This window comes from Oxalicibacterium faecigallinarum (genome assembly GCF_014635705.1).
GTDB lineage: Bacteria > Pseudomonadota > Gammaproteobacteria > Burkholderiales > Burkholderiaceae_D > Oxalicibacterium > Oxalicibacterium faecigallinarum.
Map to the genome: position 1 here is coordinate 19,327 of NZ_BMDI01000005.1, position 23,755 is coordinate 43,081.

Consider the following 23,755-nt stretch of genomic DNA (forward strand, 5'->3'; position numbering starts at 1 on the left):
CTACACGAGCAATGGCACCAGATAAAGCAAACAACGAGCGGGACGCGCTGAAAACGCAAGTCCGCTTTCACCGCGCGATGAACGCGGGCCTGCTGGGCACCCTGTTTTTCGGGGTGCTGCTGCTGGGCTTCGTAGTCGTGCGCGACACAACCAAGATCGTGCCGCCTGAAGTTAAGCGGCCCTACGAGATTGGATCGAACTACGCCAATAAGGACTACCTGCTGGATATGGCTGGTTATGTCCTGGGCACGGTGTTGACCGTCACGCCGGAGACGGTTGATTACAACAACAAGGTGATTCTCAAGATGGCCGACCCGGACGGCTACGCCGGGTTGAAGACCGCGCTGGATGCGGCCGCAATGCGGCTCAAACAGGAGCGAGTCACCACCATTTGGGTTCCTCGCAAAGAGGAAGTCAGCGAGCAGGACAAGCGCGTGAAGGTCAGCGGAAAACTCAAGACCTTTATTGCCGACAAGCTCACTTCCGAACGCGAGAAGGACTATCTCGTTGAATTCACCATCACTACCTCGGGGCGTCTCTATGTTTCCAAGATCGAAGAAATCGTTAAGCGCGATCCTTCTGCTAACAAGCCTGCTGGCAACTGAAGCAGGCGCAACGCAAGTCGTTGAGAACGCTGACCGGGGCCACGTTCAAGTCAATATCTCGGTCAACGAAACCAACCGTCTCGCAATCGACGGGCGCCGCATTGCCAATGTGGTGCCCAGCGTGAAGGGCGTGCTGGCAGGCCAGAAGGACGAGGCCCTGGGGGCTTACTACTTCACGCTGGCCAGCGAGTCGCCCAACCAGGGCACGGTCACAGTTTTCGTGTCCGACGAGAAGGGCGTCACCTACAAGCTGATCCTCGTTCCGCGTCCGGTGGCCGGCGAGGAAATCATCATCCGGCCGCCGAGCGAGAAGGCCACGCCTTCGAGCCGCGCAGCCGCTGATGGCCGCACCGTCTCCTACCAGCGCCGCATCAAGGACTTGATGCTGGTGATGGCCGACGACGAGCTGAAGGACAGCGTTGAAACCATCCCGGTGAACAAGGAAGTGCCTTTATGGAAAGAGGGGCGCTTGATCCTGGTGGCCAAGTACATGGATGGCGAAGTGGTGGGCGAGAAATACCGCCTGACCAATGTTTCCCCCTCCGAAATGCTGCTGGTCGAGCAGGAGCTTTACCGCCGTGGCGTGCGCGCCATTGCCGTGGAGCACCACACGCTGATGCAGGGCGACGGGACGGACATCTACATCGTTCGGGAGCGCAAAGACAATGAGTGAACCGAACGCACAAACCAAGAAACGCCAGATGATGCTCATCGGCGGGGCCGTGACCGGCATTCTCGGTCTGGCCGGGGCCGGCATGTTCCTGTTCGACAGCGGCCCAGCGCAGCACCGCGAAAAGCCCAAAACCGTAAGCATCACCGCACCGGGAACGGTAGATGACAAGGATGCGTGGCGCGCACAGCAGGCGGCCAAGGAGAAGTCCAACGAAGCCCTGATCGGGGAGGTTAAGACCCAGCTCAAGGCGCAGGAGGAACAGAACAAGAAGCTCGCGCAGGCGCTGGAGGAACTGAAGGCCAACAAGGCCGCTGCCGGTTCCGCTGGCACCACCACGGCTGCGAAGCCGGATGCTTCCGTTCTGGACAAGCCTTTGCCCATTGGCAATGGCACCGGGCCGGGCCAGCGTGTTCTCCAGTCACCGAACGGCAAGGCCGGGGCCACCGCCCTGAATCAGCCGCTCAATCAGGTGGATGTGCCGGCGCGGCGCGAGGTGGAAATCATCACCTTCAACAACGCCGAGGGCAAGGGCGCAGCGGGTGCGGCCGTTGGCGGCGCTGGTGGCATCACCGAGGTGCTGGGCTTCCCAACCGACGAGAAAGCCAAGAAGTACGGCACCACCTCCGGCGGTGCAGACGGCAAGAAGCAGACCATCGAGTTCCTGCCGGCTGGCTCCTTTGTGCGCGTGGCCATGCTCAACGGCGTGGATGCACCGACAGGCGGGCAAGCCCAATCGAACCCGCTGCCGGTGGCCTTCCATGTGCTCGATGTCGCCAATTTGGCCAACAAGCACAAGCTGGACATCAAGGATTGCCGCATCGTTGCCGCCACCTGGGGCGACCTGTCCTCCGAACGGATGATGGGCCGTACCGAGACGCTGGCCTGCGTCATCAACGGCGAGGCCGTTGAAATGGCGATCAAGGGCCAAGTGATCGGGGAAGACGGCAAGGCGGGCGTGCGGGGGCGTCTCGTCACCAAGCAGGGCCAGTTGCTCGCCAATGCCCTGTTTGCCGGCGCGCTCAGTGGTATCGGCAAAGCCTTCCAGTCCTCCGCAACCATCACCAGCACGGGCGGCGGCGGCATCACGCAAACCATCGACCCGGACAAGATCGGGCAAGCCGCTATCGGTGGGGGGGTAGGCAGCGCGGGCCAGCAGCTCGCTCAGTACTACCTCAAGGCGGCGGACAAGCTGTACCCCGTCATCGAAACCGATGGCGGCCGTACCGTCGAAATCCTCATCACCAAGGGCGCTGTTTATTCCGGCAAGGCGCTCGCCAAGGACGATTACCGGGGCCTCCTGAAGCGCACCGGCACCAACTCCAGGAGATACGAAGATGATTAAACGAGTGTTGACCCTCGCGCTGGCTGCTGCGCTGGCTGTTCCCGCATTTGCCCAGGATGAAGCACCCGCTTCCGTGGTCGAGAAGTTCAAGACCATGTACCCGAAGACGACCTTCAAAGAGATTCGCAAGTCGCAAGTCTCCGGGCTGTATGAGGTGGTGATGGGCGAGAACATCGCCTACACCGACGAGTCGGGCCGCTACTTCATTTTCGGGCACCTGTTCGACATGCAGCAGCAAGTCGATCTGACTGCCCAGCGCAAACTCGATAGCAAGAAAACCGAGTTCCCGGCGCAGCAACTTGGCCAAGCAATCAAGACGGTCAAGGGCGACGGCAGCCGCATCCTGGCTGTGTTCAGCGACCCGGACTGCCCCTACTGCAAGCAGTTGGAGGGCGAGCTGGCCCGCCTGGACAACGTGACCATCTACACCTTCCTGTACCCGCTCGAATCGCTGCACCCGGAAGCCAAGACCAAGGCTGTCAGCGTGTGGTGCGCGCCGAACAAGGCCAAAGCCTGGAGCGAGCTGATGCTGGCCGGCAAGAAGCCCAAGCTGGTGGCCTGCAACAACCCCGTCAACGACAACTTGGTGCTGGGTTCCAAGCTGGGCGTCGTGGGCACTCCGACCCTGATTGCCGCCGATGGCCGCGTCCTGCCTGGCTCCGCACCGGCCGAGAAGATCGACCAATGGCTGAACGCCGGCAAGCCTGCCGCGCCGGCCGCCACGCAGGAGGCAACCCAATGAAGCGCACGGCCTTGATGTTTGGTGCCGGCGCGCTGGCCCTGGCCCTGACGGGCTGCGGTTCGCTGGCTGGCCGCGACTGCGGCGCTTGCTGCAAGGGAGTCGGTTTCAGCGGCAGTGCCGCGCACGCATGGGAGGGAAGCAAATGAAGGCACTGGCCTTGACCTTTGGCATCGGGGCCGTGGTGGCCCTATCCGGTTGCAGCAGCATGTCCGGCTTTGATGCGAAATCCGAATTCGCGTGCAAGGCCCCGGACGGCATCTTGTGCGAGTCGATGAGCGGCATCTACGCCAATGCCCAGGCGAAGAACCTGCCGGGCCAGCGCGTGAATGCGCGCGGCGAGGCTCCGGTGGAACTTTCGCAGGCGAAAGCCGGCAGCAACGTGATGACCAAGCCCATCTACTCGGGCACGCCGATCCGCAGCGCCCCGCGCCTGCTTCGGGTCTGGTTCGCGCCGTGGGAAGACACCGATGGCGATCTGCATGACCAGTCCTACGTGTACCTGCCGGTCGATTCCGGCCGCTGGCTGATCGAGCACAACCGCCGCCGCATCCAGGACAACTACCGGCCGGTGCGCGCCCCGTCGAATGTGACGGCCCAGGCTGCGCAGCCGCAAGCGGCCGGCGCTGGCCAGCAACGGCAAAGCCCTGGCGTGCTGGGGCAGCAGCCGACGCCTCCCGCTGACAACGGGATGGAGTCTATCGGCGTCCGTCAAGACCGCATGAGCAACGAGCAAGCCACCGAGCTGCTGAACGGAATCATGCGCCCCGGCAACGTCATCCCGGACAGCGAATAAACAACGCTGGCCGGGCGGCCAACATGGAGAACATTCAATGCAAGACAGCATGATGGACAAGCTAAAGGGTGCTGCCGCCCGGTTTTGGGACGAAACCGTGCTGGGTAACACCTCGGATGTCGGGAGCCAACCGGCCCCTGTGGCGGCCGCCAACGAGGTGACGAGCCTCTACGGTCTTCACAGCATCCTCAAGTACGACCAATACGACCCCGACACGGGCCTTTTCTACAACGACAACTCGGTGGCCTTCTGCTTTGAAGTCATCGCCCAAACGGGCGCGGACGACGACATGGCAAGCCGCCTCAATACGCTCTTTACCCCGGTGCCGCCGCACTACGGGATTCAGTGGTGCCTGTTCGGTAGCCCGGTGCTGGATGACCAGTTTCAGGCGTACATGGATCAACGCCATATCGCGGTGGACAACGGCAAGACGACCCCGTTCTTCCAGGAGCTGGCCAAGCGCCGCGTGGAGTACATCTACAAGGCCAAGGGCAAGCCGCTTTGGCCCAATGACAACTACGTGGTGAAGAACATCCGGCTGTTGTTCTCCATCACAAAAGCCGGCTCTTTCCGTGACGCCAAGCTGGTGGAGGAAATGTACGAGCTGCGCGAGACAGTGCGCGCCTCACTGCGCACGGCAAGCCTGCCGTCCTTCCCCCTCGATGCTGACGGGCTGATTAGCTTCCTGTGGCCGATCCTCAACCCCGAAAGCATGTTCAGCAAGGAGCCGTTCCCCGACCTGCGCTACGACGACGGGAAATCCATCAAGAACCAAGTCACCGCCTTTGGCCAGCATGTGCGCGTGAAGGCCAACGAGCTGCTGTTTGGCCTGCCGCCCGAGAAGCAGGGCGACGAAGACAAGCGCATTGCCGTGCGTGGCTTCGGCGTGCTTCAGTACCCGCAGAAGAAAGAGCTGTGGGAGATGGCCAACATCATCGGTTCGTTTTTCGATGACGGCCTTCAATACCCGTGCCCGTTCCTGGTGTGCGGTGGCGTCTTCACGCTTGACCCCAACGTGGTGGACGGCAAGGCTCAGATCAAGGCCGCGCGCACCAAGCAAAACGCCAAGTCCAAGATGGCCGAATTCCAGCCCGAGCTTCAGGCCCAGGCGAACGATTGGGACATCGTGCTGCACCAGCTCAACAACGGCGGCAGCATGTGCGAGCTGTACCACACGTTGCTGCTGTTCGCGCCCAAGCGAGTCATCAATCGGGCCAGCCAAGTGGCCCTGAACGTGTGGCGCAGCGAACGCTTCACGATCTGCCCGCTGCAACTGCTGCAACTGACGGCCCTGTATTCCAGCCTGCCGATGACGCTCACCGAGACGGTGCGCGACGACTTGCAGAAGCTGCGCCTCATCACTTCCAAGACCACGGTGAACGCCGTGGACATGGCTCCGGTGATTGGCGAATGGAAGGGCGCAGGCGACCCGGTGATGATGTTCTTCGGCCGCCGTGGCACGCCTACTTTCCTCGACTTCTACAGCAACCAGCAGGGCAACTACAACGTGTTCGTGGCGGGTGTGTCCGGTTCGGGCAAGTCCGTGACCATGAACGAAGTCGTTTCGGCCTATCGCGGCATCGGTGCGCGGGTGTGGGTGATCGACGTGGGCCGCAGCTATCAGAACCTGATCCGGCTCCAAAAGGGCACCTTCCTCGAATTCACGCCGAGCACCAAGCTGTGCATCAACCCGTTCACATGGGTGGGCACTGACGACGAGCTGGATTTCAAGGCCGAAATGCGGATGCTCAAGCCGATGATCGGCCGCATGGCGTCACCCAATGCGCCACTGACGGAATTCCAGTACGCGCTGATCGGGGAGGCGATTACCGCTGTCTGGCAGGACTACGGCCAGGACACCAACCCGACCCGCATCCGCGACTATCTGTTGAGCAACATCAAGAACGAGTCGGGCAGCACCGAGCGCGTGGCCTACGAGCTGGCCAAGCAGCTCGCGCCGTTCACCAAGGATGGCGTCTATGGCGACTTCTTCAATGGCCGCGCCAACATCAGCCTGGATGCTGACATGGTGGGTCTGGAGCTGGAAGAACTGAAGAACGCGCCCGAGCTGCGCCGCGTGGTGCTGTTCGTGCTGACCTCGCGCATTGCCCACGACATGTACCTGACGCGCGACCGCAAGAAGCTGTGTCTGGTCGATGAGGCGTGGCAGCTCCTGGGGGCTGACAAGGAAACCGCCGAGTTCATCGAGGAAGGCTACCGCCGCGCCCGGAAGTACAACGGAATTTTCTGCGTGGGTACGCAGGGCATCGAGGACGCTTACAAGAACGATGCGGCCCAGGCGGCCTACAACAACGCCGACTGGAAGATTCTGCTGCGCCAAGACCGCAAGAACCTGGAAAAGCTGATCGAGGACGGCATGGTGAATTTCTCGCCGGCCGTGAAGCGGATGCTGCTGTCGTTGCGTACCGAGCGCGGCCGCTTCAGCGAAATGCTCATTTCCTCGCCTAACGGCGATTCTGTGGTGCGTCACATCCCCGATCCGTTCTCCCTGCTGATGGCTTCGACCAACGCGCAGGACTTCAACGAATGCAACGCGCTGCTGGAGCAGGGTCATTCCACGATGGAAGCCCTGGAAATCATGCTGGCCCGCCGTACCCCTCAAGAACAACTGTCCCCGCGCCGGAGGAAAGATGACTACTGAACCGACCACCAACCCAACCCCCGAGACGCCAGCGCCGACCGAGGCCGCAGCGCCGGCCGCCGACCGGATGCGTTACGTGATCCCGGCCGTGCTGTCCACCTTGCTCACTCTGGTGGCGCTCGCGCCAGTGGCCTACGTCATCAACCGCAACATGCCGGCGCGCGTGGCGACCGTGGATTTGCAGGTGCTGGTGGAGGAAGACCAGAAGCGCACCCTGGACGTGATCGGCAAGGGCGGCGACGTGACGGACGAGCAGCGCGCCGTGGCGCAGAAGCTGACCATCGACTTTGCCAAGAAGCTGTCCGCGACCGTGGATGCGCTGGGGCAAGAGTGCAACTGCGTGATCGTCAACAAGGCGGCGCTGCTGGGCGGCGTGACCATCGACTACACGGATCAAGTCCGGGCGAGGATGAAGTGATGAAGGCGAAGCGCATCTACTGGACGGTTTGCGCGGGTGTGTTCGCCGTGGGTGCGCTGGCCGCCGCCACTACCCCTTGGCTGGATTACACCTTCAACCTGACCAACAGCCTGCCCGGCACCCTCTACGTGATCCACAAGGGTGGGGAGGTGAAGAAGGGCGAGCTGATCGCCTACCGCTGGCATGGCGGGGCGACCTATCCCGCTGGCACCACCTTCATCAAGCGCGTGGCCGGTGTGGCTGGCGACACGGTTAAACGGGCCGGCAGCGCGTTTTGGGTGAATGACCAATACATCGGCACCGCCAAGCCCTTCTCGAAGGCTGGCGTGCCTCTCCAGCCCGCGCAGGATGGGGTTATCGGGGCAGGGGAGTATTTCGTTTCGACGCCCAACCCGAACAGCCTGGACTCGCGCTATGCGCTGACCGGCAACGTGAAGCAGGCCGAAGTCATCGGGAGGGCCTATGAAATTTTCTAAGCTGATCGCAGCCCTGTTGATCGCCTCGATCCTGCCCACCGCGAACGCGGCGAGCTTGGGCAGCATCGGGCCGACCTACCCGATTGGGGAGGAAAGCGCGCTCGACATGATTATGAAGAAGCTGCGCGAAAAGGAGCGCAGCGGCGAGCTGAAGCGGTTGCAGGAAGAAGCCATCCGCCGCTCGATGGGCAGCATCAAGAACATGAAGCCGGTGGATGGCATCACCACCGTGCGCGCCCGCGCACAGCGTTTCATCGACCCCACCGTGACCTACACCAAGCCGGTAACGACCGACGACGGCCGCATCGTGGTGCCGGCCGGCACGAAGATCAACCCGCTGGACATGACCGGACTGACGAAGACGCTGGTGTTCTTCGACGGCCGCGACCCCGAGCAGCGCGAAGCAGTGGGGCGCTTGGTGGCCAAGGGCGGCCAGCTCAAGGTGAAGCCGATTCTCGTTGCTGGGTCTTGGCTCGACCTCACAAAAGCCTGGAAGACCCAAGTTTTCTACGACCAGAAGGGCACCCTTTCCAAGCGGTTCGGCATCACGGCCGTGCCGGCTGTGATTCGTCAGCAGGGAAAGATGCTTGTGCTCGATGAGATTCCCGCGAAGGAGCTGCAATGAAACGCTGGCTTGTAATGGCTTTCATGGTGCTCGCGGCGACTTTCGCGCGCGAAAGTATGGCCGGCGTGTGCCAGGGCAAGTTTGCCAACCCCATCACCGATATTTGCTGGAGCTGCCTGTTTCCGCTGACGCTAGGCGGCACGCCGATCATGACGATGGGCCAGGAGGATACCGGCAACCCTGACGGCTTCCTCTGCACCTGCACCAACCCCCTGCGCATCGGCATCAAGACCGGCTTTTGGGAGCCGGCGCGGCGCGTGGATGTGACCCGCACCCCGTACTGCTTTGTCTCGCTTGGCGGCATCAAGCTCGATCCCGGTATCCGCGCCCCGGAAGGCGAGATCCGTTTGCAGCAAGACAACACCAAGCAGTCCAACTATCAGGTTCATTGGTACGCCGATCCGATCCTGTATTGGCTGGAGGTGATCCTGGACAACCCGTGTCTGGAAACGGGTTCCTTTGACGTGGCCTACATCACCGAAGTCGATCCGACTTGGAACGACGACGAGCTGACCATGTTGCTGAACCCGGAAACCTTCCTGTTCGGCAACCCCATTGCTCAAGCCGCGTGTGCCGGCGACTGCGTGTTGTCATCGGCCGGCTTTGGCAGTAACGCGCTTTTCTGGTGCGCCGGCTGCCAGGGTTCGATCTACCCCTTCAACGGCCATGTGCAGGCCCACGTCTCGCACGTTCAAGCCAGCTCGCTGCTGGTGCAGCGCATGACGGCCAAGCTGCACCGCGAATTCCTGATGTGGGGCACCTCGGGCGCTGACGGCTTGTGTGGCATCTATCCCGAGCCGGTGATGGACAAGACCCAATACAAGTACCAGATGCTCTACCCGATCCCGCAGACGGAAAAGATCAACGGGCGCTGCTGCCAACCCTATGGCCGCACGACCGCCATTTGGGGAGCTGGCAAGAGCTACCCGTATGCCGGCGAAGACTTCGCCTACATGATTTTCCGAAAGAAAAACTGCTGCCTGGGAGTGGGATTCTGATGAACAAGAAAACTGTCATCGGGCTGATGCTGCTGGCCGCTTTCGCCCGCGAAAGCGTGGCGCAGAGCACGCCGTCCGCATCCCAGCTCGACCAAGAACGCCAACGCATCGAGCTTGAACGCAAGCAGATGTTCGATCCGAACAACCCCGCCTCGAAGGCTAAGAAGGGCGCTATGCCCAACTCGGCCGACATCGACCGGGAAATGCGCCGCGTGGATCGTGAGCGCAAGCAGATGTTCGACCCGAACAATCCCGCGACCAAGAACGCCGCCAACGTATTCCCCAACGTGCCGACGCCGGAGCGCGCCGGGATCGACATCGAGGCGCTGGCCAAGCAATACGAGCAAAAGGCCCAGGCCCGCAAGATGGATGACCTGATGATTTTCGCCAGCTTCACGATGCCGGCCGAATCGCTCAAGCGGATCGTCAGCCAAGCCAACCGGGTGGGGGCTTCCGTGGTGCTGCGCGGTTTCAAGAACAACTCGCTGAAGGATACGGCGCTGGCCATCAAGGAGCTGGGAGAACAGGGCGGCAACGTCCTGGTGAACCCCAACGCCTTCACCAAGTACAAGGTCAAGGCCGTTCCCACGATGGTGCTGGCCAAGGCCGCAACCATCGACCAAGTGGACAACGAGGGCTGCGCCCTCCCTGACAACTTTGTGGCGGTGGCCGGTGACGTTTCGCTGGACTACGCGCTGGACGAGATTGTGCGCCGCGCTCCGCAATTTGAACCCGTGGCGTCTCGCTACCTTCGCCAGATCAGGGGGAACCAATGAAGCGCGTCCTTTCCATCGCCGCGATGCTGGCCGCTGTGGGTGTAGCCAGCGCACAAACCATCACGACGCCGGCCGATGCCTTCAACGCCGGCAAGGACTTCGCCAACACGGGCAAGGGTGTGGCGGGGGGCAAGATCAATGGCGCAACTGGCTCCAACGTGCTGCCGTACTACAGCACCACGGCACCGGAGACGGCCAACTTCCAGGAAGGGCGCAACCTCATCGGCGGGGCTGGCACGAACAAGCAGATTCAGTGCGAGACGTACAAGGCCCCAAATGCCTTCCAGCAGCAGGAATGCGACGCGGTGAACTTCATGAGCAAGAACCCGACGCAGCGGCCGAAGTTCACCATCGACAAGCAGACCGACCCGATCCTGACCGGCTCCAAGGGCGTCATCAACAACCCCGGCAGCATCCCCGGCGCTTCGACGCAGCAATGCCGCGTGGAGCGCGTGAAGAACCCGGCGACCTACATCACCGAGACTTGCACGGAAACGCAGACGCTCGAAAACCTGTCCTGCAAGCGCGTGCTCAAGGTGGCGTGCGATCCCGAACGCGACGGCTGCGACCAAGGGGGCATCGTCCCGAATAGCTGGGCCGGCGACATGGCCACCAGCTTCACCCCGGACGGGGCCGGCAACTACATCCTCCAGTTCGGCACCATCGCGGACAACTATTGGGGGGGGTACGGTGCGGTTTACGACCGCAACCTGACTTTCGACATCCGCGACGTGGGCCTGATTACTCGCTTCGCCCTGACCCGTGCAGCTTATGACGACTGGTTGATGGTGAAAGTCAATGGGACCACTGTGTATGTCGGCCCGCGCGGCGGGGATCGGCTTGATGTTGTTCAGCAATGCGCTTGGACAGATTGGGAAACCGGGCAGTGCGCCTACTACAGCAATGTTGTTCAGTATTGCGCGACATGCTTTAGCGGCCCGGAGCTTTCAACAAGCTGGAACTTCGGCTTGAACATCGACGTGAAGCCCTACCTCAAGAACGGTTCCAACACGATCTTTATGCGGACAGTTGTTGCGGGCGGCGGGGAGGGGGCTATCCAACTTACGACGCGCCAACTGTGCCCGCGCAACTGCTATGACCAATGGGACAACAGCCAGTGCGCTCCCCTGGAACAGAGGGCTCAATGATGAAAAAGATTCTTGCCGCATTGGCCTTTGTCGCCAGCTTCAGCGCCTTCGCTGCGCCTGACTGCCAGAAGACGGGCACGGTTTGCACCGCGCCCAATCAGACGCGCAACGTATCGGGTATGTCCGTCTTCCGTGAGTGCTGGGAGTACCAGGACACCTATCAATGCCGCAGCCAGAACATGGTCAACGACTGCCAGCCGCTGCGAGACAAGGGGTGCTCGCAGATCGGATCGTCATGCGTGGAGCGCGACGATTCCGGCACCTGCGTGATGTACGAGCAGAAATACAACTGCCCGGACAAGCCTGAAACCTACACCGAGAAAACGGTGTGCGATCAAAGCGCCTTCTGCCAGAACGGCGGGGCAGGGTGCTTTGATACCAGCGCACCACCCGACAAGGACTTTGGCCAAGCGGCCGTGATGATGGAGGCCGCCCGCGAGGCCGGCGTGTACGGCATCGACCCGAACAAGGTGGAAATCTTCAAGGGCTACATGGAGGAATGCAGCATCAAGGTCTTGGGCGGCACCACGCTCAAGAGCTGCTGCAAGTCAGCCGGTGGCGGCGCTGCCTTCAGCAATTACGCGCTTCTCGGCGCGGGGATGAAGGCGGCGGGCGAAGCGGGCCGCGAATCCATCGTGCTGGGTTCAAAGTACATGTACGACTCGCTCTATGGCCAGCTCGATAGCTCGTTGATCGACAAGGGCCTTGGGGCGATGAATAGCTGGGCATCCGGCTTGGGTGATGGCGTCTTCAATCCGCAATTCGGGTTCTACGGCTTCACCTTCGAGTTCACCTTTGCTAACGGCTTCCAGTTCGTCGGTTTCGACCCGTACAGCTTCGCCCTGTCCGTGGCAATCATGCTGGTGCAGGAATGGTTGAGCTGCGATTCCGCCGAGCAGGTCATGGCCATGAAGCGCGGCCAAAACCTGTGCGTCCACATCGAGACGTATTGCAGCAAGAAGGTGCTCAAGGTCTGCGTGGAGAAGAAAGAACGCCACTGCTGCTTTAACTCCAAGCTGGCCAAGATCATCAATCGCCAAGGCCGCGCGCAACTCGGGATGCCGATGAATAGCTGCGGCGGCTTCAACCAGGCGCAGCTCCAAGCCCTCGATTTCTCCCGGATTGATCTGTCCGAGTTCATCGCGGACATCGTGCCCAAGGATGTGCCGGCATCGACCATGAGCAACCGGGTGCAGCAAACCGTCAACCAAAAAGTTCAGAGCTACTACGACCAATGAAAACTCTCTCTATTGCCCTCATTTTGCTGGCCTGCTCGACTTTCGCGCGCGAAAGCCTCGCCGGGCCGACCGTCTATACCCGGCAACACGACGTGCTGGCCACTGCCATCCGCAACGGCAGCTCCAGCGGCGTCATGGAGGGGGAGGTGGCCGAGCACTTCACTCGCCAATTCCGCTCGACCGGGCCGCTGTTGGTGACTGCCAAGGTCATCAAGTCTTTCAGTCGCGCCGACTGCAAGCGCCTTGAAATGGTGTTCACCAAGAAGGATGTGGATACCCCGCAAGGGCGCACCGACGCGATCCTGAAGACCCAGCTCAACTACTGCCTCGACGGCACCCCGCCAATTTCCGTGGAGTAAGCCAATGATGAAGCGAAGCCTTCTCCTGCTGGCCCTGCTGTCTGGGTACGCCAATGCGCAATCGCTGGATTACCCCTCTGTTTGGCAGTGCGATGCGAACAAGCCCAACTGGTACTGCGACATGGAAGACGCCAAGCCGCAGCCTGTGCAGCCGACGCCGGCGCCGGCCCGGCCTCAGACTGGCCGCAAGGCTGACCAGCCCAAGCGCATCGAGCTGAAGGACATCAAGACCGCCGAGCAACTGCGACAAGAACTGAAGCGCCGGGAAGACGTGGCGGTGATGAACCCCACCGACCAGAACATGAAGGACTACCTGGAGCTTTGGCAGATGACGCAGGACAAGGGAGCTGTCTTCGCTGACAACTGGCGGCGCGTGGTTTGGCAAAACCCGAGCCTCGACTACGCGCAAAAGCGGCCGGTCAATAACTCCGCGATCAAGATTTACGACGAGGGCCGCATTCAGAACGAGGAACAGCAACTGAAGATGCTGGCCAAGGAACACGGGCTGATCTTCTTCTTCCGTAGCGACTGCCCGTACTGCCATGCAATGGCCCCGACGCTGAAGATGCTTTCCGACAAGTACGGCATCGAGGTGCTGCCGGTATCCGTCGATGGCATGGGCCTGCCCGAGTTCCCGAACCCCCGCGACGGCCGCGCGCAAGCTGCGGCTTGGGGGATTGAGCGCGTGCCAGCACTGTTCATCGGCTCGAAGCAGACCGGCGACCGCGCACCCGTGGGCTTCGGAATGATGGCCCTGACCGAAATCGTCAATCGAATTTTTGTCCTCACCGGCACCAAGCCCGGCGATAACTTCTAAGGAGCTGCCCATGCTACTGAAAAAAGTAACGGCGCTGGTGACGGCATTTGCTTTCACCACCTCTACCTACGCCATGAACATGCAGGAGCTTTTCGACTCCGTGAATGCTCAAGGCAACGTCAGCAACCCGGCCGTGCTGCAAGGCCAGACGATGAACCTCTACACCGGGGGCAGTCTGTTCATGCGGATGCCCAAGCGCACCTACCAACTGGCCACGGTGACGCCGCCGAGCTGGAACGCTGGGTGCGGAGGCATTGACCTGTTTGCAGGCGGCTTCTCGTTCATCAACAAAGAGCAGTTCGTGGCCATGCTGCGCAACATCGGCTCGAATGCCCTGGGCTACGGCTTCAAGCTGGCCATCCAGAACCTGTGCCCGACCTGCGACAACGTGATGCAGGCCCTGCAAGCCACGGCCCAAGCGGCTAACCGTCTGAACATGGATTCGTGCGAGGCGGCCAAGGGGATCGTCAATGCGGCCGTGCCCGACACCTGGACACGCGGCAAGCAGAACGCGGCCAAGAACTTCGGTGTGGACACCAATATTTTCGAGAACATCACCGACGCTTGGACGAACGTGATGAACAGCGAAAGCCGGGCCAACCAAACGGTGAACTCGGTGGCCAACGCGAGGCCCGAGGCGAAAGACCAGCTCCCGACCGGCAACGTGGTTTGGAAGGCGCTCAAGAAGCTCGATGGCATCACCGACGAGCAACGCATGATCCTGATGTCGATGATCGGCAGCATGATCTTCCCGACCGGCGACACACCGCAACTGCCAATCCCGCTGCTGCGCAAGGAAATCACGGTGGAGGCCCTGGTGGGTGCGCGTACCACCTCCGACACCATCACGGTGCCGATCTGGCGTTGCGACACCACCAGCGCGGACGGCTGCTTGAGTCCGACCGAGGACGAAGTGACCACCAAGAGCTTCAAGACGATGGTGCGGGAGAAGATGGAAAAAATCTCCGACAAGATCGCCAACCGTTCGGCACATGACGACATGGCGGCCACCATCGGCTTCCTGAACGCCACCGATCTGCCCATCTACAAGATGCTGGCCGTGACGACGACCCTCAACAACACCTCGATGGCCGACGCGCTGATTGGCCGCTACCAAGAGCTGATCGCCGCCAAATACGCCGAGGTTTACATCCAGCGTGCCGTCACCGACCTGCGCGGCGCAATGGCGAAGTTCTCCGCCGCTGCCGACGCTACCCAGGCCGCCGAGCTGGGCAAGATGAAGCCCGAGCTGGAGGAAATTTCGCGCGCAGCAAAGCAGGTGCTGGCCACTGCCTACTCGCAGACCATCAGCACCTACAACATCGCCCAGGAGGTGCAGTACATGGAGCGTGCGCTCAATGCCAACCTGTCGCAGACGCTGCGTAACTCGCTCGCCTTCGGCAAGAGCCTGCGCTAAGGGAGGATGCCGTGGACATCGAAATTCAAACCTACTGGAACGTAGAAACGCTCTACTACGTCTTCAACGCCGTCGCCTCGATGATGGCCGGCGCTGGCTTCGCTGGCTTGCTGAAGCTGGTTTTCCTGTTCGCCATTGCAATCGGCATGTTCGGCTACATGAACAAGCAGCTCGAAATGGCGAAGTGGTTTATCCACGCCTTGGCTTTCGTGACGGTGCTGAATCTGCCGATCGCGCGCGTTGCCTTGACCGACAAGACCGGGCTGGAGCCGCCTCGCGTGGTCGATAACGTCCCCTTTGCCCTGGCCGTCACTGCGCAAACGACAAATCTGGTGTTCGGCGCACTGACCAACACCTATGAAACTGTCTTCGGTGTGCCCGAAGACTTGGGCCTGCAAAAAGGGGATGTGGGCTTCGGCCACCGCATCCTGAAGCAAGTCAATAACGCGACGATCCGCGACCCCAGCTTGCGCTCCGACCTGATGCAGTTCATCAAGGAATGCACGCTGTACGACGTGAAAGACGGTGAAATTACCCCGCAGCAGATTGTGGGCGGCACCGATACCTGGAACGTGATTTTCAACAACACGAGTCCGGCCCGCTTCGTCACCTACAACACCCTGACGAATGCGCCGACCACCGATACCTGCACCAATGTTGCGGCCATCCTGAAGGAGAAGGTCAACGACGCCGTAACGGCTGGCCAAGCCTTCTACGGCAAGCAGGCTTTCACTCGGGCAAGCAGTGATGCCATCGCTACCAGCATGTTCGTTTCGACGGTGGGCACGTCCTACGACTGGATTCTGAACAACTCCAGCAACGCCTCCGACGCGATGAAGCAGGCGATGTTCAACAACATCTGGAAGGAGGCCGGCACCGAGCTGCCGGCGCTGCTGAACGATCCTGCGCGGGTGGCCGAGGTTAATGCCCTGGCCGGCGCTGCCCAGGCGGCACGGCAAGCTGACGGCTCCAACAGCACGTTGAGCCTGCTGGCCCAAGAGACGCTGCCCCACATGCGCAACTGGATCGAGGCAATCATCTACGGCCTATTCCCGGTTGTTGTGGTTCTGATGGTTGTCAGCTCGACCGAGGGTGCAAAGAAGATCATCGCGGGCTACATGATGTCGCTGGCCTGGATCGGCCTGTGGCCAATCTTGTTCGCCGTCATCAACCACCTGTCGCTCATGCACTTGCGCTACAAGGCGCGCGCGCTGGAGCTGGCGGCCGGTGTGCCGTTCCAGCTCACCGATGCTTTCGACGCCACGCTGACCAACGAGCAGGCGGCCATCGGCTACATGGTTGTCCTAGTGCCATTCATCGCCGGGGCCATCATCAAGCTGGGGCAGGGCGGTTTCATGGGTGTTGCCGACCGGATGATGACCGGCTTTGCCTCTGCCGGCGCAGCGGTGGGCGCAAGCAATGCCAGCGGCAATGTCAGCATGGGCCAAGCTGGACTTGATACCGCATCGGTCAACACGACCTCGATGAACAAGTACGACAGCAACATCGGCCTGCAAGGCGGCGGGGCAACCATCGGCCGAGGCAATGGCTCGACGGCCACAATGGCCGCGAACGGCGCGGTTGCCTTGCAGCAGCTTCAAAACCGGATGCTGACGCAGATGAACATGGATCACCGACTGGAAGCCGGCCGCAACCAGGAAGCGCATCGTACCGACATCACTTCGACCGGGGATCAACTGGCGCGCCGGCACGGCGACAGCTCAAGCCTCACGGACGTGAAGGGGCACGATACAACCCGTGGCCAATACCAGAACACGGGCGTGGTGGCGGCTCGCGGGAGCGAGGGCGGGTATGGTGGCCAACACTCCACTGGCCAGAACTTGGATCGCAACTTCCGTGAGGGTTCGCACTTCCGCACGGCGGCCGGTGCCAATGACCAGCTCCACATGAATTTGGGTGTTGGCCGTGGGAACCCCAACGGCGGCGGTGCTCCTGGTGCGGGTGGCGCGGGTGGCGCGCCTGATCCGCGCGAGGAAAAGCGTATTGCTGACGCCATGAAGCAGGGCGGCGCGAACCAGCAACAGATCGACCAGGCGCTGAAGAACTACCGTGGCGGCAAGGGCGGTGCCCAGCCTTCGGGCAGCCTCATCAACGCGGGCCTGGGCTACAACGGCGCGAAGACCTACACCGCCGAGCACGGCCGGGATCGGGGCGTGGATACGGTTCATGGCAACCAGGAGGCCGCGCGCACCGAGCGCACGTTTGCTGAACGCGGCTCCCGCACCGAGCAGGCCGGGACGGGCAATCAATCGGCCCAAAACGACCGCCACGGCCGCGATGCCGCCCTTACGAACGTGGATGAGGTTTCCCGCGTGCGTGATGTCTCTGATCGTCGTGAATTCGGTACTGGCGACCGCGCCAACCGTAGCGACAGCAACAGCTTCACGACTCACAAGGATCTGATGGCCGATCCGTATCTGTTCGAGAAGGTGGCAGCGCGCAATGGCATGACCGCCATGCGTTTCGCCAACCAATCCGAAGACCGGATCATGGACATGGTGCAGGACTACGTGAGCGAGAAGGGCATGGTTCAACAAGCCACCACCATGCCGCAGCAGACTTTCGCAGGCGAAAAACTGCCGACCACGAAGGGCGAGCTGGAGAGGCAATCCGCCAAGGATCGCGCCGGCATCCCGCAGGACATCCAGGGCGTCCACAAGAAGAAGGTGGGACAGACCGGCTACGGCGGAACCGCTCCGCTCAAGGTCGATACCTCTGCGCCTCCGATCATTGCGGAATCCAGAGGGGACGTACAGGGCCAGCTCGACCCGAAGAACAAGGGCAGCATCCCGGCGCGTGCCGGGGCCTTGGACGAGAACGTGAATGCCTGGGCCAGCCCGGACAAGGCTGTTGGCGCTGGGCGGGCCAACCCCGCAGCCGTCAACGAGGACAACATGATCCGCGACGGCAAGGACACCGTTCAGAAGGCTTGGGACAAGCTGACTGGCGGCGACGGTACGGCAGACGGCGAAAAGCTGAACGACAACATGAAGCGGGAAACAGCCGCCTCGGTTCAGATCAACAACGGCAGCAAGTAAAGGGAAAGGGGGCTTTGCCCCCTTTCAAGAATTGCCGCCCGTGTAGTTATCGCCCCAGGGTAAATGATGAACAACACAAGACTTGCCGGTAAATGGATTAACGCCTGCTGCGCTATTTGGCGCGCCAGTGCCGGGCCATTTCGACATTCCCTTGAATCCATCGCTTAACCACCATGCAAGCCAGAATGGAATCCAGAAAATCAATCCGCCGCCGAGCATTGGAATGTAGTCGGCAAGGAAATTACCACCGGATGCCGAAAGTGCGGCAGCGGCCGGCAATGGAAGCCAGAGCATCCAGCGCCTTCGAGAGAACAGCATTTTTGTCAGTCGCATCATTATTGTTCCTCAATAACCAGCATCACGTAGGTGGCCGTGTTTTTGTCGTCTTGCATATGCACGACACGGAAGCCTTTTTCGTAAATCTGCTTGATCGTCACCTTGCCGATGTGTTCGCACTGCAACACCGAGTCGCCACCACGGAAGGGGCCGATGCAGACACCGCCACGCTTCGAGGCGGCTGCTTGGGCGCTGGCGTTCGTCATGCCGGCAAGTGCTGCCACGATGAAAGCAGCGTAAAGCATTTTTTTCATTACAACTCTCCTTCCAATTTGGATAGAATTTGCGCATCTTGTCTATTGACAAAATACGCCCAAAACCCTTACGGTGCAAGGGGATGAGTCAGATATTCAAGACTGTTTCCGCAGCGTGTGGCCATGTGTCGCGTGCTGTCTTCGTGAAAGCAGCGCGGCGGCTGGGTCTTTCGTCCGAATCTTACCGCATCGCTGATGAAGTGTTCCTCAAAGGCTACCGGCAGGCAACCGTCGCGCGCCACGTCGGCGTCTCGCGTCAACGGGTGCATTCAGTGTGCCGGGAGCTGCTGGAAGAAATCAACAACCAACTTTCCCCTGAAAGGGCAACCGATGAAAAAACTTCTCCTGATTCTCATTACCACGGCCACCTTGGGCGGATGTGCTTCGCAACAGCCTCTCAGCATGAGAAATGACTGGCGCGCTGGCACCGATCAAACGCCGTATCGCTCGATCCCAACAGCTTTAATCTGTGACGACTGCAATTTGCAATGATCCCGTCTCACTGGTTCAGACGGATCATTCTGATCGTCTTCATCATGGAGGTTGCTGGCGGCATTTTGTGGGTAACTGGCAGGTTATCCACGAATCCGGCCGCCAAGCCAATGACTCAGGCTCTCGGTAGCCTGATATTCCTGTTCGGCTTTTATGCCAGCGCGCCATTATCGGCGCGCTTCCTTGCTCCGCGACCGTCGCGGGATGCTGCGCTTCAAGAGCGTTTGGCAAGGATAGTGGCAACCGTCCCTGATAGTCGCCCCGTCTTCCTGTATGACCATGCCGACAAGGAAGCCAACACTGTGGGGCTGCTGCCGAGTCATTCGCGCATCTACGTGACAACCGGCCTGCTGGCCAGCATGAGCGACGAGGGTATGCGGGGCGTGATCGCCCATGAAAACGCCCATGTTCATGAGCGCCACATCTTCGCCACGTTCACCTATGCCTGCTGCTTTGCTGTGAGCAGCCACCTCCTGGACAACAACAACTTTTTCTTTGCCGCCTTCCTCCTGTTCCTGGGGATTCGCCGGTATTGCGAGTACCGGGCGGATGCCGGCGCTGCGCAGTCCGTAGGGCACGGAACGATGTTGACGGCGCTGCGCGAGCTGGCCGTGTTGTACCCCTCGAAATCCTGGGTTCGCTGGTTCTCGTTCGCCAATGCCTACCCGACCTTGGCCATGCGGATGCGGGCCGTGGAAACCGGGCGCAAGGCCCTTCTGTGAGATGAGCATGGATGCCTTCTACCTGCAATGGATCGGCTGCGCGTTTGGGGTGCTGGGGGCCTTGATGCTGGCCCTCAATAACCGCTTGTCCGGCTGGGGCTTCGTGTCTTTCCTGGCCTCGAATGTCTGCTGGATCGGCTTCGGCGTCATGACCGACGCGCCGGGCCTGATCTTCATGCAAGTGGCTTTCACTGCCACCAGCCTGCTAGGCATTTATCGCTGGATGCTGGCCAAGCCCGACTTTCGCGCGCGAAAGCAGGAGGGGTGATGAGGCGGGCCAAAAAGTACCACACGATCACCGACATCGTAGGCACGGTTTACTGCGAGCAAAAGGTGGTTTTCGACCGTGAGCGTGGGGATGCCCGGCCGCTGGAGGTTCGGGCGAAGGCCGCTGCCGGCACCTTCGAGCACCTACGGTTTCAGGTCGAAGGGCAGACGCGCGCAGCGATTGATCGGCGCTGTTTCATTGCCACCGCGATCTACGGGCCTGACGCGGCCGAGACGAATTTCCTGCGCGCTTGGCGTGATCGGGTGCTGATGCCGGCAATGGCAGGGCGCTTGTTCGTCCGAGCCTACTACGCCGTCTCACCTAGCTTGGTGGCCCTGCTGTGCAGGAGCCGGTGCGCGGCCACGGCTGTGCGCGCCGGGCTGAACGCCCTGCTTCGCTTGATGGGGATGCCGCGATGAGTAACTTGGCCAGCTACATCCTATTCGCCCTTGCCCTGGTGCTGGCCGGCTGGACATTCATGGTCTGGCGCGGGTTCACTCAGAACTGGCTCCCTCCCGAGCTTGCGGCCGGCAAGGTGGCTCAAGTGGAACGCAACCTGTTCATCAATGCGCCGTTCCCCGTCGTGGGCCGGCCCGATCAGGTGTATCGGCTTCCTGATGGACTGCATGTTCCCCTCGAAAACAAGAACCGCGATGCCCACCGCGTCTATGAGACGGACATTGCGCAGCTCTCTTTGCAAGCGTGGCTGCTTCGCCTGAACGGACTCGAAACCGCGCCCTTTGGCTTCGTGGCCATCAACAACCGAAAAACCCGTGAGCGCCGCGCCATGCGCGTGGAGTTGCGCGACGACGCCTATTGCGAGCAGTTGGTGGCCCGGTACATCGACATCACCGAGCGCAGGGCCAAAGCGCGCAAAAGCCGGGGCCGCAAATGCAACACATGCGGCCATCGTTCCGAATGCTTTTCTCTTAACCCTTAACCAACAACATGGAGATTCCACCAATGACTACCCCTGACCGCGAACTGCGCCTGATGGAAACTTTTGTCGGCCTTCTCAGCGACCATCAAAAGGACTTCGAGGGCTTCGTGCGCGACGTGGAGAACGTCCGCTACTGCCATACCCCCATCGACGGCCAGCAAATCAATCGTTGCGAGTACGCGCTGCGCAACATGGAGATTCGCCTGCTGACCATCCACAACTGCATCCAGGCGGGGCGGTTCGACGCTGAAACGCTCGATGCGTTGGTTCAGACCAAACATACCTGGGCCAGCATGAAGAACCGGGTGGATAGCTACCTGGGCGAAATCCACCAGATCATCAGCCAGACATCCGCCGCGCTGCGGCCGGTGCGTGAGAGCTTGGTGGCGTGATCGCCCTCCCCTTCCTATTGACGTTATCGCGCTAAACGCCTAGTGCCAGTAGGATTTTTTTGATAAACTTGCTTTCACCGTGAAAGCAAATAAACGGCATCTGAATACTGGCACTGGACACCCGCATGGACAACTTACCGATGGATGCGCTGCTGACGCAGATATGGCAAATGGTTTCTCCCTACGTGGGCGGGGCCTGGGCCGCACTGCAACGCATCTTCGCTGAAACCCCTACTCCGCTGTTGATCGGCATTGTCGTTGGCTTGTTGCTCGCGCGTGTGCTGCGCGGCGTGCTGATCGTGGCGGGGTTGGCGGCAGTGGTGTTTGTTGCCGTGCGGGTGTTCGGCATTGCTGTGCCCGGCTTGGGCTGACTGGAGGCGAACATGGAAGACAAGAACCCGTATGAACTCGATACCGGCCCCGTGGCTGCGCCCCATCCGGCCGACGTGCGCCGTGCGCAGTTTGCTCAAGCCAATGCTTCCCTGTCCCTGGAGGGAATGCCGGTGGACGCCGCCGACCTCGCCATTCAGGAGGCCGTCATCGCCGGCACCCTGACCCCTGACGAGGCGGTGGCCAAGTATCTGGAGCGCGCACGCGGGGCTAGGCAATGAGCGAGCAAGAGGACTACACCTACCCCGGCACACACGTTCTCAAGAACAAGGCCGACATCCGCGACCTCGCGGCGCTTCAACGCTTCGAGCGCGGCGCAACGGCCGTTCGCATTCAGGAGCTGCGCGAAAACCCGGTACGGGGCGAGTACGACTTGGCCCACCTTCAGGCGATCCACAAGCAGGTTTTTCGGGATGTGTACGAGTGGGCCGGCGAAGTGCGCAAGGTGGATATTGCAAAGGGGCCTGCCGGCGACCGAACCCTGTTCACCTTCAAGGAAGACATCCCGCAGAAGGCGCAGGAAATCCAATCCGCGATCAAGGAAGTCAACTATCTGCGCGGGATGGACAAGGAGCAGTTCAGCGGGAAGATGGCCGAGGTCTATGCCGGCGTGAACGAAATGCACCCCTTCCGCGAAGGGAACGGCCGCACGACGCGCGAATTCATCGGGCAGCTCGCCAAGGATGCGGGCTATCAGCTCGATTACTCCAAGGTCGATAAGCAGACGTGGAACGAGGCCGCCAAGGAGTCCGCGCGCGGCAACCTGGAGCCAGCGCGCGAAGTTTTCTACGAAATCACGACCGTGGAGCGGGCGGTGGCCTTCGACAAACTGGCCACGCGCGAAGCTCTGGCCAAGCATCCCGAGCTGGATGGTGCCTACAAGATGCTGCACGACGCCCACCGGGCCGGGCAGGACGCCGCTTACCTGCGGGCAGAAATTTCCAAGGAGCTGCACAGCGGCCGGCTAGTGGGCGATGGCGTGACGCTGGACGAGTCCAAGCGAGTCATCGACCACGCCGCAGCCTATCGCGGGCTGATGGTGCGGGACGCCGAACGGCTTGGCGGGCAGTTCAAGGGCGAAGTGGTGGCGGTTTCGTCGCACCACGCGATGCTCCAAGTGGGCGACATGATCGCCGTGCGCTACGAACGCGCCAATCTGGATCGTGACCTTGCCGTGGGCGAGCGCGTGGCGATCCAGTACGACAAGGCGCGCAGCCAAGTCTATGAGCAGGGCAAGGAGCCGGCGCGGGATCGTGGCGGCAAGGACATGCAGATGGAGCGCGAGCGCGTGCCGACGCCGCGCTGACTTTCGCGCGCGAAAGACCGACGGAGAAGAACATGAATCGAGAAACGCTTGAGCTGCTGGTTTTTGTGGGGATGTGCTTTGCCGCGTCCTACCTGTTGATGCGCGAGTTTCGTGCCTACCTGGATGCCGTCTTCAGCCGTTCCCCCGGCGAGCCGTGGGCCGATGTCTGGAAACGCGCCCATGCCGAGCACGACCTGAACCGTAAGGCCCAGCTCGAAATGTTCGGCTCCAAGTGGGCGACCGTAGGGGGCCGCTTGCTTGTGGTGGGGCTTGTCATCGCTGGGGTGTGGTTTCTGGCTTTCGTCCCCGTTGCGGCCGTGCTGCTGGCCGTCTATCTGGCTTGGGGGTTGTACGCCACCCGCAGCCTTGGGTTGACGGCCAACGACGTGTATGCACGCCTGCTGAAGCGCGACCGCATCACCTACCGCCTGCTGCACGCGGCCCTGTGGCCGCTCCATGCAACTCAAGCCAAGAACCAATCCGGTAATCAGTGAGGAATCCACGACC

General features: G+C 61.2%; 30 protein-coding genes. 28 read left to right on the forward strand and 2 right to left on the reverse strand.

What is annotated here, in order from left to right; translation table 11 throughout:
• The first annotated feature begins 11 nt into the window (after nt 1-11).
• From IEV29_RS15685 to IEV29_RS15770, 18 genes are read left to right on the forward strand one after another with little or no spacing between them, the layout of a single operon-like run.
• Nucleotides 12-605, forward strand: coding sequence for a type IV conjugative transfer system protein TraE (locus tag IEV29_RS15685; RefSeq protein WP_017510503.1), 594 nt, complete (start codon nt 12-14; stop codon nt 603-605).
• Nucleotides 541-1,278 carry a type-F conjugative transfer system secretin TraK gene (locus tag IEV29_RS15690; protein WP_038314810.1) on the forward strand — a complete coding sequence of 246 codons (738 nt, stop codon included), beginning with the start codon at nt 541-543 and terminating at the stop codon, nt 1,276-1,278. The genes IEV29_RS15685 and IEV29_RS15690 overlap by 65 nt, the downstream gene beginning before the upstream one ends.
• On the forward strand, nt 1,271-2,620 hold the full coding sequence (locus IEV29_RS15695; RefSeq protein WP_017510501.1) for a TraB/TrbI/VirB10 family type IV secretion system protein: 1,350 nt from the start codon (nt 1,271-1,273) through the stop codon (nt 2,618-2,620). The genes IEV29_RS15690 and IEV29_RS15695 overlap by 8 nt, the downstream gene beginning before the upstream one ends.
• A complete protein-coding gene (locus IEV29_RS15700) occupies nt 2,613-3,362 on the forward strand; it encodes a DsbC family protein (RefSeq protein WP_027477943.1) in 750 nt (249 codons plus the stop codon). The genes IEV29_RS15695 and IEV29_RS15700 overlap by 8 nt, the downstream gene beginning before the upstream one ends.
• Entirely contained in the window at nt 3,359-3,508 is a 150-nt protein-coding gene (locus tag IEV29_RS15705) for a hypothetical protein (RefSeq protein WP_009242087.1), read from the forward strand. Before IEV29_RS15700 ends, IEV29_RS15705 begins: the two co-directional genes overlap by 4 nt.
• A complete protein-coding gene (gene traV, locus IEV29_RS15710) occupies nt 3,505-4,155 on the forward strand; it encodes a type IV conjugative transfer system lipoprotein TraV (protein WP_017510499.1) in 651 nt (216 codons plus the stop codon). Before IEV29_RS15705 ends, traV begins: the two co-directional genes overlap by 4 nt.
• 37 nt (nt 4,156-4,192) lie before the next feature.
• Nucleotides 4,193-6,817 carry a type IV secretion system protein TraC gene (gene traC, locus IEV29_RS15715; protein WP_013723313.1) on the forward strand — a complete coding sequence of 875 codons (2,625 nt, stop codon included), beginning with the start codon at nt 4,193-4,195 and terminating at the stop codon, nt 6,815-6,817.
• A complete protein-coding gene (locus IEV29_RS15720; protein WP_017510498.1) occupies nt 6,807-7,235 on the forward strand; it encodes a hypothetical protein in 429 nt (142 codons plus the stop codon). Before traC ends, IEV29_RS15720 begins: the two co-directional genes overlap by 11 nt.
• Complete coding sequence (locus IEV29_RS15725; protein ID WP_017510497.1) at nt 7,235-7,711, forward strand: S26 family signal peptidase; 477 nt, start codon at nt 7,235-7,237, stop codon at nt 7,709-7,711. The genes IEV29_RS15720 and IEV29_RS15725 overlap by 1 nt, the downstream gene beginning before the upstream one ends.
• Nucleotides 7,698-8,336 (forward strand): type-F conjugative transfer system protein TraW, encoded by a 639-nt coding sequence (gene traW, locus IEV29_RS15730; protein WP_017510496.1) that lies wholly within the window; start codon nt 7,698-7,700, stop codon nt 8,334-8,336. Before IEV29_RS15725 ends, traW begins: the two co-directional genes overlap by 14 nt.
• Nucleotides 8,333-9,334 carry a conjugal transfer pilus assembly protein TraU gene (gene traU, locus IEV29_RS15735; RefSeq protein ID WP_009242093.1) on the forward strand — a complete coding sequence of 334 codons (1,002 nt, stop codon included), beginning with the start codon at nt 8,333-8,335 and terminating at the stop codon, nt 9,332-9,334. The genes traW and traU overlap by 4 nt, the downstream gene beginning before the upstream one ends.
• Nucleotides 9,334-10,110, forward strand: a complete 777-nt coding sequence (gene trbC, locus IEV29_RS15740) for a type-F conjugative transfer system pilin assembly protein TrbC (protein WP_188382264.1) — start codon at nt 9,334-9,336, stop codon at nt 10,108-10,110. Before traU ends, trbC begins: the two co-directional genes overlap by 1 nt.
• A complete protein-coding gene (locus IEV29_RS15745) occupies nt 10,107-11,258 on the forward strand; it encodes a hypothetical protein (RefSeq protein WP_188382265.1) in 1,152 nt (383 codons plus the stop codon). Before trbC ends, IEV29_RS15745 begins: the two co-directional genes overlap by 4 nt.
• Entirely contained in the window at nt 11,255-12,496 is a 1,242-nt protein-coding gene (locus IEV29_RS15750; RefSeq protein WP_188382266.1) for a conjugal transfer protein TraN, read from the forward strand. Before IEV29_RS15745 ends, IEV29_RS15750 begins: the two co-directional genes overlap by 4 nt.
• Nucleotides 12,493-12,855 (forward strand): hypothetical protein, encoded by a 363-nt coding sequence (locus IEV29_RS15755; RefSeq protein ID WP_188382267.1) that lies wholly within the window; start codon nt 12,493-12,495, stop codon nt 12,853-12,855. The genes IEV29_RS15750 and IEV29_RS15755 overlap by 4 nt, the downstream gene beginning before the upstream one ends.
• 4 nt (nt 12,856-12,859) lie before the next feature.
• Nucleotides 12,860-13,672, forward strand: a complete 813-nt coding sequence (locus IEV29_RS15760; RefSeq protein WP_017510490.1) for a conjugal transfer protein TraF — start codon at nt 12,860-12,862, stop codon at nt 13,670-13,672.
• Between the two features lie 10 nt (nt 13,673-13,682).
• On the forward strand, nt 13,683-15,089 hold the full coding sequence (locus tag IEV29_RS15765; RefSeq protein ID WP_017510489.1) for a conjugal transfer protein TraH: 1,407 nt from the start codon (nt 13,683-13,685) through the stop codon (nt 15,087-15,089).
• A gap of 11 nt (nt 15,090-15,100) precedes the next feature.
• Nucleotides 15,101-18,148 carry a conjugal transfer protein TraG N-terminal domain-containing protein gene (locus tag IEV29_RS15770; RefSeq protein WP_188382268.1) on the forward strand — a complete coding sequence of 1,016 codons (3,048 nt, stop codon included), beginning with the start codon at nt 15,101-15,103 and terminating at the stop codon, nt 18,146-18,148.
• A 24-nt stretch (nt 18,149-18,172) separates the two neighbouring features.
• On the opposite strand, the gene IEV29_RS15775 is transcribed toward IEV29_RS15770, so the two are convergent.
• The gene (locus tag IEV29_RS15775; RefSeq protein WP_229726455.1) at nt 18,173-18,484 is read right to left on the reverse strand and encodes a hypothetical protein; all 312 of its coding nucleotides are present in this window, start codon (nt 18,482-18,484) and stop codon (nt 18,173-18,175) included.
• Nucleotides 18,484-18,738 (reverse strand): hypothetical protein, encoded by a 255-nt coding sequence (locus IEV29_RS15780; protein ID WP_017510487.1) that lies wholly within the window; start codon nt 18,736-18,738, stop codon nt 18,484-18,486. Before IEV29_RS15780 ends, IEV29_RS15775 begins: the two co-directional genes overlap by 1 nt.
• A gap of 83 nt (nt 18,739-18,821) precedes the next feature.
• Between IEV29_RS15780 and IEV29_RS15785 the strand changes: the two genes are divergently transcribed.
• From IEV29_RS15785 to IEV29_RS15830, 10 genes are all read left to right on the forward strand, one after another.
• A complete protein-coding gene (locus tag IEV29_RS15785; protein WP_082355033.1) occupies nt 18,822-19,151 on the forward strand; it encodes a TrfB-related DNA-binding protein in 330 nt (109 codons plus the stop codon).
• Nucleotides 19,152-19,226: 75 nt separating this feature from the next.
• Nucleotides 19,227-19,952, forward strand: coding sequence for a M48 family metallopeptidase (locus tag IEV29_RS15790; RefSeq protein ID WP_188382269.1), 726 nt, complete (start codon nt 19,227-19,229; stop codon nt 19,950-19,952).
• A gap of 7 nt (nt 19,953-19,959) precedes the next feature.
• Entirely contained in the window at nt 19,960-20,220 is a 261-nt protein-coding gene (locus IEV29_RS15795; protein WP_038314824.1) for a hypothetical protein, read from the forward strand.
• Complete coding sequence (locus IEV29_RS15800; RefSeq protein WP_188382270.1) at nt 20,220-20,639, forward strand: CFI-box-CTERM domain-containing protein; 420 nt, start codon at nt 20,220-20,222, stop codon at nt 20,637-20,639. Before IEV29_RS15795 ends, IEV29_RS15800 begins: the two co-directional genes overlap by 1 nt.
• Nucleotides 20,636-21,160 carry a Dna2/Cas4 domain-containing protein gene (locus tag IEV29_RS15805; RefSeq protein WP_017510483.1) on the forward strand — a complete coding sequence of 175 codons (525 nt, stop codon included), beginning with the start codon at nt 20,636-20,638 and terminating at the stop codon, nt 21,158-21,160. The genes IEV29_RS15800 and IEV29_RS15805 overlap by 4 nt, the downstream gene beginning before the upstream one ends.
• A 23-nt stretch (nt 21,161-21,183) precedes the next feature.
• Entirely contained in the window at nt 21,184-21,552 is a 369-nt protein-coding gene (locus IEV29_RS15810) for a hypothetical protein (RefSeq protein ID WP_009242134.1), read from the forward strand.
• Nucleotides 21,553-21,677: 125 nt separating this feature from the next.
• The gene (locus tag IEV29_RS15815) at nt 21,678-21,923 is read left to right on the forward strand and encodes a hypothetical protein (RefSeq protein ID WP_009242133.1); all 246 of its coding nucleotides are present in this window, start codon (nt 21,678-21,680) and stop codon (nt 21,921-21,923) included.
• Between the two features lie 12 nt (nt 21,924-21,935).
• The gene (locus IEV29_RS15820; protein WP_188382271.1) at nt 21,936-22,163 is read left to right on the forward strand and encodes an antitoxin VbhA family protein; all 228 of its coding nucleotides are present in this window, start codon (nt 21,936-21,938) and stop codon (nt 22,161-22,163) included.
• Nucleotides 22,160-23,248 carry a Fic/DOC family protein gene (locus IEV29_RS15825; RefSeq protein WP_188382272.1) on the forward strand — a complete coding sequence of 363 codons (1,089 nt, stop codon included), beginning with the start codon at nt 22,160-22,162 and terminating at the stop codon, nt 23,246-23,248. The genes IEV29_RS15820 and IEV29_RS15825 overlap by 4 nt, the downstream gene beginning before the upstream one ends.
• A 32-nt stretch (nt 23,249-23,280) precedes the next feature.
• Nucleotides 23,281-23,742 carry a hypothetical protein gene (locus tag IEV29_RS15830; protein ID WP_017510481.1) on the forward strand — a complete coding sequence of 154 codons (462 nt, stop codon included), beginning with the start codon at nt 23,281-23,283 and terminating at the stop codon, nt 23,740-23,742.
• The last annotated feature ends 13 nt before the right edge of the window (nt 23,743-23,755 follow it).

Coding starts and splice junctions, on each gene's coding strand:
- IEV29_RS15685 (WP_017510503.1), top strand. CDS start 12: ATGGCACCAGATAAAGCAAACAACGAGCGGGACGCGCTGAAAACGCAA.
- IEV29_RS15690 (WP_038314810.1), top strand. CDS start 541: ATGTTTCCAAGATCGAAGAAATCGTTAAGCGCGATCCTTCTGCTAACA.
- IEV29_RS15695 (WP_017510501.1), top strand. CDS start 1,271: ATGAGTGAACCGAACGCACAAACCAAGAAACGCCAGATGATGCTCATC.
- IEV29_RS15700 (WP_027477943.1), top strand. CDS start 2,613: ATGATTAAACGAGTGTTGACCCTCGCGCTGGCTGCTGCGCTGGCTGTT.
- IEV29_RS15705 (WP_009242087.1), top strand. CDS start 3,359: ATGAAGCGCACGGCCTTGATGTTTGGTGCCGGCGCGCTGGCCCTGGCC.
- traV (WP_017510499.1), top strand. CDS start 3,505: ATGAAGGCACTGGCCTTGACCTTTGGCATCGGGGCCGTGGTGGCCCTA.
- traC (WP_013723313.1), top strand. CDS start 4,193: ATGCAAGACAGCATGATGGACAAGCTAAAGGGTGCTGCCGCCCGGTTT.
- IEV29_RS15720 (WP_017510498.1), top strand. CDS start 6,807: ATGACTACTGAACCGACCACCAACCCAACCCCCGAGACGCCAGCGCCG.
- IEV29_RS15725 (WP_017510497.1), top strand. CDS start 7,235: ATGAAGGCGAAGCGCATCTACTGGACGGTTTGCGCGGGTGTGTTCGCC.
- traW (WP_017510496.1), top strand. CDS start 7,698: ATGAAATTTTCTAAGCTGATCGCAGCCCTGTTGATCGCCTCGATCCTG.
- traU (WP_009242093.1), top strand. CDS start 8,333: ATGAAACGCTGGCTTGTAATGGCTTTCATGGTGCTCGCGGCGACTTTC.
- trbC (WP_188382264.1), top strand. CDS start 9,334: ATGAACAAGAAAACTGTCATCGGGCTGATGCTGCTGGCCGCTTTCGCC.
- IEV29_RS15745 (WP_188382265.1), top strand. CDS start 10,107: ATGAAGCGCGTCCTTTCCATCGCCGCGATGCTGGCCGCTGTGGGTGTA.
- IEV29_RS15750 (WP_188382266.1), top strand. CDS start 11,255: ATGATGAAAAAGATTCTTGCCGCATTGGCCTTTGTCGCCAGCTTCAGC.
- IEV29_RS15755 (WP_188382267.1), top strand. CDS start 12,493: ATGAAAACTCTCTCTATTGCCCTCATTTTGCTGGCCTGCTCGACTTTC.
- IEV29_RS15760 (WP_017510490.1), top strand. CDS start 12,860: ATGATGAAGCGAAGCCTTCTCCTGCTGGCCCTGCTGTCTGGGTACGCC.
- IEV29_RS15765 (WP_017510489.1), top strand. CDS start 13,683: ATGCTACTGAAAAAAGTAACGGCGCTGGTGACGGCATTTGCTTTCACC.
- IEV29_RS15775 (WP_229726455.1), bottom strand. CDS start 18,484: ATGATGCGACTGACAAAAATGCTGTTCTCTCGAAGGCGCTGGATGCTC.
- IEV29_RS15780 (WP_017510487.1), bottom strand. CDS start 18,738: ATGAAAAAAATGCTTTACGCTGCTTTCATCGTGGCAGCACTTGCCGGC.
- IEV29_RS15785 (WP_082355033.1), top strand. CDS start 18,822: ATGAGTCAGATATTCAAGACTGTTTCCGCAGCGTGTGGCCATGTGTCG.
- IEV29_RS15790 (WP_188382269.1), top strand. CDS start 19,227: ATGATCCCGTCTCACTGGTTCAGACGGATCATTCTGATCGTCTTCATC.
- IEV29_RS15795 (WP_038314824.1), top strand. CDS start 19,960: ATGGATGCCTTCTACCTGCAATGGATCGGCTGCGCGTTTGGGGTGCTG.
- IEV29_RS15800 (WP_188382270.1), top strand. CDS start 20,220: ATGAGGCGGGCCAAAAAGTACCACACGATCACCGACATCGTAGGCACG.
- IEV29_RS15805 (WP_017510483.1), top strand. CDS start 20,636: ATGAGTAACTTGGCCAGCTACATCCTATTCGCCCTTGCCCTGGTGCTG.
- IEV29_RS15810 (WP_009242134.1), top strand. CDS start 21,184: ATGACTACCCCTGACCGCGAACTGCGCCTGATGGAAACTTTTGTCGGC.
- IEV29_RS15815 (WP_009242133.1), top strand. CDS start 21,678: ATGGACAACTTACCGATGGATGCGCTGCTGACGCAGATATGGCAAATG.
- IEV29_RS15820 (WP_188382271.1), top strand. CDS start 21,936: ATGGAAGACAAGAACCCGTATGAACTCGATACCGGCCCCGTGGCTGCG.
- IEV29_RS15825 (WP_188382272.1), top strand. CDS start 22,160: ATGAGCGAGCAAGAGGACTACACCTACCCCGGCACACACGTTCTCAAG.
- IEV29_RS15830 (WP_017510481.1), top strand. CDS start 23,281: ATGAATCGAGAAACGCTTGAGCTGCTGGTTTTTGTGGGGATGTGCTTT.